Here is a 10,894-nt window from a genome sequence, read left to right on the forward strand (position 1 = left end):
ATGAATTTGTATAAACATATTCGCTTTTCGTTGTATTAAATCCTTTCGATAGATGTTTTTATAAAAGTTTATAAAATGGGCAAACGAAACGTTGAAATGTTTGTTTGTGTTGTGATAAGATGATGAAGTGATAATAAACGATATAGTGATTTGTTTGGTTTTTAAATAAACATTTTGAAGGAGTGTTTAGTATGAGCGATATTTCAGAGAAGTTTTGGGATGCGTCAATAGAGGAATTAAAGAAAGGGTATGTGTTTGATGAAGAAAAAGAGGGGTACATTTGCTTAGCTTGTGGTGAAACATTTATTAAAGGTGTTATTTATCAAGATAATCAAGTTTTGTATGAAGCAGAGAAGTTCGTCCAATTGCATATTCAAAATGAGCATACGTCTATGTTTGATTATTTGCTAAATATGGATAAGAAATTTACTGGATTAACGGATTTACAAAAGAAAATGGTTCAGTTTTTCTATACGGGACTGAATGATAAAGAAATTGTAAAAGAGTTGGATGGCGGGAGTACATCAACAATTCGTAATCATCGATTTACACTGCGAGAGAAAATGAAGCAAGCAAAAGTATTTTTAGCGCTAATGGAATTATCAGAAGAAAAATCAAAAGTACAAACGAAATTTGTGCCAATTCATAGAACAGCAACGATGGTGGATGATCGATACAATATTACGGAAGAAGAAAATAATGAAGTATTAAAAGCTCATTTTCCAGAAGGATTGGATGGACCTCTCTCTAAATTTCCGAAGAAACAAAAGCGTAAATTAATTATATTGCGCCATTTAGTGAAGAAGTTTGATAGTAATAAAAAGTATACTGAAAAAGAAGTAAATACAGTGATAGAAAATGTATACCCTGATTTTGTAACTTTAAGAAGGTATTTAATCGAATATGGATTTTTAGATAGAACAGCTGATGGAAGTCAATATTGGGTGAAGTTATAATCATACGAAAAGAAAATGAATAGAAGCACAGTATTATAACAACTATACAAAGAGATAGAGATTGAAAATAGATTTTTAATAAAAGGAGAAATGACATTTGAAACCACCTGCAGATAACAATAAAGAAGGTGCGGAGTCACATAAGTTGGAAAGTGAGAGTAAACCGATTTGGAAATCGATGTCGATGTTTTTAGTACCGTTATTATTAAGTAATGTACTACAATCGGTTGGACAATTATTTGGTATGGTAGTAGTAGGAAGATGGCTTGGAGTTAATGATTTAGCGGCTATATCAGCATTCTTCCCATTATTTTTCTTGCTCGTTTCATTTGTAATTGGTATCGGTTCAGGAAGCTCTATTTTAATTGGTCAGGCGTTTGGTGCTAAAAACGAAGATCGTTTAAAAGCTATCGTTGGTACGACGTTGACGTTTACCTTTATTATTGGAGTTGTGTTGGCGATAATAGGCAGTATTTTTGCGATGGATATTATGCGTCTAATGGGAACGCCAGAAAATATTATTGAAATAAGTGTACATTATGCACGGATTTTATTTATATCGATGCCAGTATTATTTTTATATTTCGCATATACAACATTTATGAGAGGTACAGGAGATTCTAAAACGCCATTTTACTTTTTAATTGTAAGTACAGCGCTAAATATGATCTTATTACCGATTCTTATTTTTGGATGGTTAGGAGCTCCGAAATTAGATGTGTATGGAGCGGCCTATGCATCTGTTATATCTACAGTTATTACGTTTATTGTCATGCTTGTGTATTTAAAGAAGAAAAATCACCCATTACAACTAGATGGAACGGTTAGAAAATACCTTCGAATGGATGGGGAGTTATTAAAGCTATTACTAAGGCTCGGTATTCCAGCGAGTATTAATATGATATTAGTTTCATTATCTGAAATTGCCGTAATCGCATTTGTAAATCGTTACGGTTCGGATGCAACAGCTGCTTACGGCGTTGTGAATCAAGTTGCAAGTTATGTACAAATGCCAGCAGTTAGCCTTGGTATTACAGTTTCCATTTTTGCGGCACAATCGATTGGTGCGAATCAATTTGATCGATTACAGAAAGTTGTGAAGGCCGGAATTATTATGAACTACGTCATCGGTGGTGTGTTAATATCTCTTATTTACGTATTCTCAAGAGACATTTTATCACTATTTTTAACGAGTCAAACTACTATTGAAATTGCTCATAGCTTAGTTATGATTACATTATGGAGTTATTTAATTTTCGGTCATGCACAAATTATTAGTGCGACAATGCGAGCGAGCGGTACAGTACTTTGGCCAACTGTTATTGGAGTTGTTTTAATTTGGCTTGTAGAAGTACCCGTAGCATATTATCTTTCTTACCATACAAGTCTTGGAATAGAAGGCATTTGGATCGGGTATCCAGCAGCATTTATTGTCAGCTTAATATTACAGTATGCATATTATAAGCTTTCATGGCAAAAGAAACGAATTACACGATTAGTTAGTTAAATAGAAAAATGTCCCTAAGTTATTAGACTTAGGGACATTTTTTCGTAAGTTCAGGTTTATAAATAGCTTTTTAAAGTTATATCAAAATGTTGTCTAATGAGTGTTTTATCACTCATATAAAACTCCCATGCTTTTTCCGATTCACCGATAATCTCAAAGGATTCCTCTGTAATATATAAAGCGCAATTATCCTCCAGTGCAATTCCTTCTATATTCCCTTGATGATTTTGTAAAAAGGAATGGAAGGCGTTCATTCTGTTTAATTGATTATAATGTGGACAGAATCTTTTATTAACAATTCCCCAACCGTTACTCTCTATATAACCAGAACCCTCATAATCTGATCGGATACTAGACGTGAACCAACACATAGCACCAGCGCTATAACCAGCAATAAGTGTTCCTTGTTGCAGAGCCAATAATAATTTTTCATCGAGTCTATGTTCTTTCCATTGCGTAAGCATGTGAATATAGTTCCCGCCACCTAGATAAATTAAATCGGCTGAATGAATCATCTCGTCTATTTCATACTTAGAAGGTGAATCTGTTGTAATGCGTAAAATTTGTACTTCACAATGTAATTGTTTTTCAAACGTGTCTAAAAATAATTTTATATAGCTTTCATCATCATGACTAGCCGTTGGAATAAACAATATTTTTGGGTACTGTTTATTTGTTAATTCTATAAGGCGTTCATTAATAGGCAAGTGATTTGAATCTTGTAAATCACCGCCACCAATGACAGCTAATTTCATAGTAAAGCACCACCTAATTATTTTTGTTATATAAAAATTCGATAGAAGAGAGTTACATTCCTTCCGTAATGTAATCAATAATTAGAAAATGTAGCTTAAGTATATCGGAATAGTAAAGAAACTACTGACTATATATACCAATGCATTAGAAACCATACATTGATATATAATATTTCATACTAATGTTTCAAAATATGGAAAAAATATGTTTAAATAGATATAATGACGCATTGATTCATATTGAATTTATACTTATATTTTAAAAGGGTATCGGAAATAATAGCGATTTTTTAAAACAGTTTTTACTTTTAATAGGAAGTTGTATTACAATATGTTAAAATTATTTCAATATATTTATTTAATATGAAATGCAAAGAAGGAGCGTGAAAAAAGTGGATTTTCGATTTGAATTTACAACGAAGCTGAAAGAATACTTAGACGATGAGAAGGATGAAAAAATAATAAAAGATGGACACAGAGATGTAATTTTTCACTATTTATATGCGTTAGAGACTGAAATTGGCGTTGTTAAAAATCCTAATTTTACTTTTTTTGCATCAGGAAGACGTTCACATATAGTGTTAGAAAACGTTGAATTTAAAACAGAAGTAAATGTAAAAAGTAATATAATTGAAATTACAAAAATAGTGGATAATGTAGCTATTCCGTTAGATACTATCGTAGCGAAAGATCGGGAATTATTTGCACTTGGACGTAATGAGAAGTTTAGTGTACAAATATTAGAGCAGTATCTTTTTGATACATTTGGAGAAAAATTAGGTTTAAAATGAATGGAATAGCCTATGTATTTATGGGTAGTTAATTTTCATATATATCATTTACGTTTGACCTTTCATTTAATTTATACTACAATTCGTAGTGTGAAAGGAGTTGTACAATGTTTACTCAAAACTATAAGTTAAATGAGCACGGGTTAAATCATTTCTTTGGACCGCTTGAAGCGAAAATTATGGAGATTGTTTGGTCTAGCGATGGTATTACTATTAAAGAAGTGCAGCAGAAATTAAGTGAAGAATCACCTGTGAATTTTAACACTGTTATGACAGTTATGAACAGGTTAGTAGAGAAATTACACTTAGAAAAACAGACTGTGAAAAGAAGTGGTATATATCGTGCTGTACAAACAAAAGAAGAATTCTTATCCAATCAAACGAAGAAAATGACACAGGAATTGATGGGGGAATTTGGAGATTTAGTTGTAAATCATATGTTAGATGAGTTAGAGCAGGCTGATCCGACTTTAATAAAAAAGTTAGAAGACAAATTGAGTCAGTTAAAAAGAGAGGATTAATGAAATGAAATGGCAAATGCGTAAAATCGTATTGTTAGCAGTAATTGTTAGTATCCTCTTTTTCAGTATGTTAGTGTATTACGTTACATATCCATTTCTGTTTCAAAATAAGATGTTCCTTCTTTCAAATTTTTGCTTGTTCCAGTTAGAAAAACATATGAAAGAATTATCGCTGATTCGTATTATAATCGCTGGATTATTACTACTTACTGTATTAATCGTGTGCAAAAGAATTTGGCGACAATTTTTCTATAGTAAAAAATTACAAAAAGTACTTATCCCTTTCGTCCGAAAAAGAAAACAAATATATATATTGCCGACTACGGAAGTTGCGGCATTTACAATTGGGCTATTTCGTCCGAAAGTTGTCATGTCGGAAGGGTTGCTTCAAACATTTTCAGATGAAGAAATTGATGCGATTATTTTCCATGAAGAATATCATCAAAAGAATTGGGATCCGCTAAAATTATTTTGTTTTACGCTATTAGCAGAAGGAATGATGTACATACCGATATTAAAAGGGTTGTTACAGCGATATCATACGTATCAGGAGCTAGCTGCTGATAAATATGCGATGCAAAAAATGGAATCTTCATTTGAGTTAGGTAGCGCGTTATTAAAATTAATTAAAATAAAGAAAATGGAAAATCGATGTGTTACAGCTTCATTTGCAAAAACAGCAATAAATTTACGAATCGAGCAAGTGTTAAATGAAAAGGTTGTTAAGCTTACTATTCCATTACATACGAATTCGGTATATGTAACAGTAGGTTTATTCTGTATGTCGGTTGTACTTATTGTCGGAGAGTGCATATAGCCTCTTTTTTTAAGAATAAACACTACTTATTGTAGTGTTTTAGGGGGAATAAAATGAATGCAGCAGATTTAACAATTTGGCTTGTGGCTGGGGCGGGAGTATTGTCATTTATATCACCGTGCTCTTTACCGCTATATCCATCTTATTTATCTTATATTACAGGTGTGTCTATTCAAGATTTAAAAGAAAATCGTGGGATTATGCAAAAATCAGCGATTATACATACAGTATTTTTTATGATCGGATTTTCGGTTATATTTTACGCGTTAGGTTTATCGGTAAGCTGGATTGGAATAACATTTTCATCTAACCAAAAATTGATTCAACAAATTGGTGGGATTTTTATTGTTTTAATGGGGCTATTTATGACGGGCTTGTTTCAGCCTAAGTGGCTTATGGCAGAGAAAAAGGTGCAGTATAGAAGTAAATCGACTGGATATATTCGCTCGATTTTAGTCGGTATGACATATGCAGCAGGTTGGACGCCATGTGTTGGACCGATATTTTCAGCTGTACTCATGCTTGGCGCGACGAATCCTGAAGGGGCGCTTCTTTATATTACAGCGTATACTCTTGGGTTTGCGGTTCCATTTTTCGTGATGGCATTCTTTATTGGGAAGGTAAAATGGATTGTTACATATGCCAATGTCATGATGAAAATTGGCGGTGGAATGATGATTGTAACAGGTATTTTATTGTATACAAATCAAATGACGAAAATTACAGCATTCTTTATTCGTCTATTCGGTGGATTTACAGGTTTTTAAAAATGAGGAGGAAGAAAAGTGAAGAAACTAATTGCTATTATACTAGTAGGTGCTCTCGCTTGGGCGGGGGTTAACTTTTATAATTCAAAGAAAGAAGAAAAGGAAAGAAAAGCAAAGCAAGCAGAGTTACAAGAGAAAGAGGTATTACCACAAGTAGGTTTTAAAGCACCTGGCATCACATTAAAAGGATTAGACGGAAAGTTGCAGTCGTTAAATGATGCCAAGGGAAAACCATATATTATTAATTTTTGGGCATCATGGTGTGGGCCGTGTGAAATGGAGGCACCTGACTTAGTTCATATGTATGATAAATATAAAAAGGATGTTGAAATTTTTGCGGTGAATGCAACTGTTAGTGACCCAGTACAAGAAGCAAGCGCATTTGCTAATCGCTATGGATTTGAGTTTCCGGTTCTACTAGATATGGACGGAGTAGCTGGACTAGATTATAAAGTATTCTCTTTACCGACGACATTTTTTGTTAATAAGGATGGAATTATAGTAGATCATGTACGAGGTGTATTGCCACCAGATCAATTAGAAAAGAAATTTAAGAAATTGATTGAGAGCTAAAAGGGGATTTCGTGATGATGGAGTGGATCGTGAGATTACAACCCGTATCTCTTATAATTGGAAGTCTATTTGGATTTATGTTGATGAAACGAAAGATGAGGCATCAAAATGTATCATATGAAAAAATGATGGATGCCGTAACAAATGCGTTTCTTATCATCGTATTTGTATGGAAGTTTGCACCAGCAATTTTAAATCCTGTATGGGCTTTTGGATCGCCAGTGCAAGCATTATTAGCTGTTGGAAGTATGCAACATATTGTAGTAGGATGCGTAATTGCTAGTGTATACATTGTTTGGAAAAGTAAGAAGGAAGAATTTTCGCTTCGTATTTTACTTGATGTACTCCCTTTTGGATTGTGTGTGAGCATTATCTTTTATTTTCTATTTCATCATGAAGTAGGTGCACAAACGACACTACCATGGGGAATGAAAATATATGAATCTAAACTATTATATCACCCTATTTTCGTATACGAGATCATCCTTGCTCTTTGTATAATGGGCTTGTTATGGATGAAAAATGAAAGGTTCGGAAATGGAAGGAATATAAGTATTTTTCTAATTGTTGAGGGGTTTGCTCATATTATTATTTCGCTTGTTAGTGAACAAAATTCGGTTCTGTTTGGTCTATCAGCACAGCAAATAATGAGCTTTTGTATTATTAGTTTAGGGATTTTGTTGGTGCCTAAAAAATAAAAAATAGCCATTAACGGATATTCCCCGTACATGGCTATTTTTTTATTACATATATTAAAAAATCGGCGGAGTAACAGAAAATAAGACTACCGCATTTTTCTCAAAATGATTCACCCATTTATGCTTTAAATAAGCAGGTATTTTTACACTGTCACCAGTTTCTAATACGTATTCTTCCTCATTTAAATATAATGTGATTTTCCCTTCTAAGACAAATGCTAATTCTTCTCCTTTATGTTCTAGCACATTTTCTGATGAAGCTGTATTAGGCGGGACGGTCATAATTGCTGTTGCTAAATTTCCAGTGAAATCAGGTGAAAGCATTTCATATGATAAATTATCGATAATCATTTTCTTTCGTTTATGGGAACGTACAATTAAATCGTCTGTATTTGTATCTTCAAGTAAAAAGCTAAATGTTGGCACATCAAGAGCTTTAGCAAGCACTTTTAATGTTTGAATAGAAGGGTTAGCGGACCCACGTTCAATTTGACTTAACATAGATGGTGTAATATTGGCCATCTTTGCTAGTTCTTTACTAGTTAAACCTTTTTCTTTTCTTTGTTTTTCAATTTTTTTACCAATATCTATATTTTCCATAATGAAAATCTCCTTAAGAATTATTAAATTATATTTAAATAAATTAAATTAAAATTAACTAAAGTGAACGATTTGTGTTAAACTATATTAAAATTAATTTAATTATAATTTATTATATGGTGAGCTACAAGGATATAAGGAGGAAACAAAATGAAAGAAATAGGGGCATTACAAGCAGAATACCCATTAGTGAATAAACTTATTGCAACAGAAGAAGTATTTTGGATAAACCCACACATAGAAAAGTATGAAAGGGCAATAAAAGATTCACCACTTAATGAAGAGAATGTAAAAGATGCGGAAGAGAGATTAAAGCGTTTTGCACCATATATTGCGAAAGTTTTTCCTGAAACGAAAGGGACGAACGGCATAATCGAATCACCTTTAGTGAAAATATCTTCTATGAAAGAAGCTTTAGAGACAACTTACAAGCAACCTATTTCAGGAGAATTATTATTAAAATGTGATAGTCATCTTCCAATATCAGGATCAATTAAAGCTAGGGGTGGCATTTATGAAGTGCTAAAATATGCTGAACAATTAGCTTTGCAGCATGGTATGTTAACAGAAGAAGATGATTATTCCATTTTAGATAGTGATACATGTAGAGAGTTTTTTGCCAAATATTCAATTGCGGTCGGTTCAACAGGAAATTTAGGGCTAAGCATTGGGATTATGAGTGCGAAACTAGGTTTTAACGTAACGGTTCATATGTCAGCAGATGCGAAACAATGGAAAAAAGATTTATTAAGAAGTAAAGGTGTAAACGTTATTGAATATGAAGATGATTATAGTAAAGCAGTAGAAGAAGGAAGAAGACAAGCGGATGCGGATCCTAGCTGTTATTTTGTAGACGATGAAAACTCACATGATTTATTTTTAGGATACGCAGTAGCTGCATCACGATTACAAAAGCAATTAGAAGAGTTAGAGGTTGTAGTAGATAAAGACCATCCTTTATTTGTTTACCTTCCGTGCGGAGTGGGAGGAGGACCGGGTGGAGTAGCATTCGGTTTAAAGTTATTGTATAAAGACAATGTTCATTGTTTCTTTGCAGAGCCTACGCACTCTCCATGTATGTTACTCGGCTTAATGACAGGCCTTCATGACAAAATTGCCGTTCAAGATATCGGAATTGATAATGTAACGGATGCGGATGGACTTGCGGTAGGAAGGCCATCTGGATTTGTCGGGAAAACGATGGAACCATTTTTGAGTGGGAATTACACAGTAAGCGATGAAGAGTTATATAGATTGTTAAAAGAACTAGCTGATACGGAGAATATTTATTTAGAGCCTTCTGCACTAGCAGGTATGATAGGGCCAGTGAAAGTATGTAAAGAAGATGAGTATTTACAAAAGCAACAGTTAACAGAGAAGGTGAAAAAAGGTACTCATATTGTGTGGGGAACGGGTGGAAGTATGGTTCCAAAAGATGTAATGAATGAATATTATAGGAAAGGTTTGGAATTAACGGTATAAGAAAAATGAGGCTAGTTGTAGCCTCATTTTTTCATGTACATAAAAATCTTTGTTATTTTCACAATAGTTCTTTATAGTATATATAAAGGATAACTAATATTGAATAAATACAACAAAAAGCTTTATTTTACATAATAAGAGGATGTGTATACGATGTCATTACAGACTAAATATATAGCGGGTATTTCGCTTGGGGTTATGGGTGTAGGCTTTGCGGCTTCTATCCCTTTTCAAGGAACGATAGCTGGAGAGATTATACAAGGGGGATTTGAAGCTGGGTTAGTTGGCGGGCTTGCAGATTGGTTCGCAGTTACAGCATTATTCCGTCACCCGATGGGAATTCCAATTCCGCATACAGCTTTGTTACCTAAAAACCGTAAACGAGTAACGAAAGGGCTCATCAATACGTTAGAAAATGAGTGGCTAACGAAAGAAAGTATTACGAATAAAGTAAAAGAAATGCAGCTAGCACAAATGGTGCTACAAATTGCAGAGAGAGAAATACAGTCTGATGCTGTGAAAAAAGGCATTGTAACGATTGCTGAGAAGGCGATTGTTTCAATCGATACAGAAAAATTAGCGGTTATTATTGAAAAAGAATTAAAGGCGTATTTACATACAATTAATACAAGTAACATCTTACAAGTGCTTGTTGATCAATTAGTTGTGCAAGAATATGATGAGAAGACACTTGATTACATTTTAGTAAAAGTGAAAGATTGGACAGCGCAAGATGAAGCACGCTACCAGCTTGGAAGTTTAGGTATGAAGGCGATGGAAAATATAAAAGTAGATGGATTCTTACAGTTTACATTGAAATCGTTTATGAATATTGTAGATGAAGATAAAATTGGCGGCATTTTGCAGAAGTTTATTATTAGCAATATTAACAGCTTACAAGATGCAGATAATAGCACGAGACAACTTATATTAGCGAAAATTCGTCAAGAAATTATAAATGTAAAAGAAAATGAAGCGTTACTACAAGAATTAGAAAATTGGAAAGAAAAATGGATTGCCAATTGGAATGCTACTGACAAAATAAAAGAGATGCTAGAGCAAGTACAGCAAAGAGCAGTTGCTTTTGTAAATAATGAAGAATTTACTGATAAATATGTTATTCCATTTTTACAAAAACAAATGAATAAAATAAAAGAAGATGAACAGACAGTTCAAAAAATAGAAGATTGGTTACAAAAACAAGTTGTAAGTCTTGTTGAGAAGAACCATTCGAAAATTGGTAAGCTTGTACAAGAAAACCTTGATAAGTTAGATGATAAGACGTTAATCGAAATGATTGAAAATAACGTCGGTAAAGATTTACAGTGGATTCGAGTAAACGGGGCTGTTTGCGGATTTATGATTGGATTAGTGTTAGAAGGAATTAAAGCGATTATATGAGAAAAACCTTCCGCAATTGCGGAAGG

General features: G+C 33.3%; 12 protein-coding genes. 10 read left to right on the forward strand and 2 right to left on the reverse strand.

Translation table 11 applies throughout. The annotated features are described in order from the left end of the window. Nucleotides 1–191: 191 nt before the first annotated feature. Together NST90_RS08675 and NST90_RS08680 are read left to right on the forward strand one after the other, a co-directional pair. The gene (locus NST90_RS08675; RefSeq protein WP_001280279.1) at nucleotides 192–956 is read left to right on the forward strand and encodes a DUF2087 domain-containing protein; all 765 of its coding nucleotides are present in this window, start codon (nucleotides 192–194) and stop codon (nucleotides 954–956) included. A gap of 97 nt (nucleotides 957–1,053) precedes the next feature. Then, entirely contained in the window at nucleotides 1,054–2,463 is a 1,410-nt protein-coding gene (locus NST90_RS08680; protein ID WP_339201342.1) for an MATE family efflux transporter, read from the forward strand. 56 nt (nucleotides 2,464–2,519) lie between these two features. Here the strand turns inward: NST90_RS08680 and NST90_RS08685 are convergent, their stop codons facing one another. Beyond that, on the reverse strand, nucleotides 2,520–3,218 hold the full coding sequence (locus NST90_RS08685; protein WP_000762111.1) for a peptidase E: 699 nt from the start codon (nucleotides 3,216–3,218) through the stop codon (nucleotides 2,520–2,522). Between the two features lie 392 nt (nucleotides 3,219–3,610). Between NST90_RS08685 and NST90_RS08690 the strand changes: the two genes are divergently transcribed. From NST90_RS08690 to NST90_RS08715, 6 genes are all read left to right on the forward strand, one after another. Continuing rightward, nucleotides 3,611–4,009: a DUF3942 family protein gene (locus NST90_RS08690; protein ID WP_000347525.1), complete on the forward strand. Its 399-nt coding sequence runs from the start codon at nucleotides 3,611–3,613 to the stop codon at nucleotides 4,007–4,009. A 107-nt stretch (nucleotides 4,010–4,116) separates the two neighbouring features. After that, nucleotides 4,117–4,530 (forward strand): BlaI/MecI/CopY family transcriptional regulator, encoded by a 414-nt coding sequence (locus NST90_RS08695; RefSeq protein WP_000495053.1) that lies wholly within the window; start codon nucleotides 4,117–4,119, stop codon nucleotides 4,528–4,530. A 4-nt stretch (nucleotides 4,531–4,534) separates the two neighbouring features. Then, a complete protein-coding gene (locus NST90_RS08700; RefSeq protein ID WP_044307074.1) occupies nucleotides 4,535–5,347 on the forward strand; it encodes a M56 family metallopeptidase in 813 nt (270 codons plus the stop codon). 53 nt (nucleotides 5,348–5,400) lie between these two features. Then, nucleotides 5,401–6,114 (forward strand): cytochrome c-type biogenesis protein CcdA, encoded by a 714-nt coding sequence (gene ccdA, locus NST90_RS08705; RefSeq protein WP_000990443.1) that lies wholly within the window; start codon nucleotides 5,401–5,403, stop codon nucleotides 6,112–6,114. Between the two features lie 18 nt (nucleotides 6,115–6,132). Further along, nucleotides 6,133–6,687, forward strand: a complete 555-nt coding sequence (locus NST90_RS08710) for a TlpA disulfide reductase family protein (protein WP_000733174.1) — start codon at nucleotides 6,133–6,135, stop codon at nucleotides 6,685–6,687. A 17-nt stretch (nucleotides 6,688–6,704) separates the two neighbouring features. After that, the gene (locus NST90_RS08715; RefSeq protein WP_044307079.1) at nucleotides 6,705–7,385 is read left to right on the forward strand and encodes a prolipoprotein diacylglyceryl transferase family protein; all 681 of its coding nucleotides are present in this window, start codon (nucleotides 6,705–6,707) and stop codon (nucleotides 7,383–7,385) included. Between the two features lie 54 nt (nucleotides 7,386–7,439). Here NST90_RS08715 and NST90_RS08720 read toward each other — a convergent pair whose 3' ends face one another. Continuing rightward, nucleotides 7,440–7,985 carry an XRE family transcriptional regulator gene (locus NST90_RS08720; protein WP_000427653.1) on the reverse strand — a complete coding sequence of 182 codons (546 nt, stop codon included), beginning with the start codon at nucleotides 7,983–7,985 and terminating at the stop codon, nucleotides 7,440–7,442. A gap of 150 nt (nucleotides 7,986–8,135) precedes the next feature. Between NST90_RS08720 and NST90_RS08725 the strand changes: the two genes are divergently transcribed. Both NST90_RS08725 and NST90_RS08730 read left to right on the forward strand, forming a co-directional pair. Further along, complete coding sequence (locus tag NST90_RS08725; protein ID WP_044307077.1) at nucleotides 8,136–9,467, forward strand: D-serine ammonia-lyase; 1,332 nt, start codon at nucleotides 8,136–8,138, stop codon at nucleotides 9,465–9,467. A gap of 153 nt (nucleotides 9,468–9,620) precedes the next feature. After that, on the forward strand, nucleotides 9,621–10,868 hold the full coding sequence (locus NST90_RS08730) for a DUF445 domain-containing protein (protein WP_069604453.1): 1,248 nt from the start codon (nucleotides 9,621–9,623) through the stop codon (nucleotides 10,866–10,868). Nucleotides 10,869–10,894 lie beyond the last annotated feature (26 nt).

The sequence above is a fragment of the Bacillus sp. FSL E2-8900 genome (genome assembly GCF_037966225.1).
In the GTDB taxonomy this organism is placed as follows: Bacteria; Bacillota; Bacilli; order Bacillales; family Bacillaceae_G; genus Bacillus_A; species Bacillus_A cereus.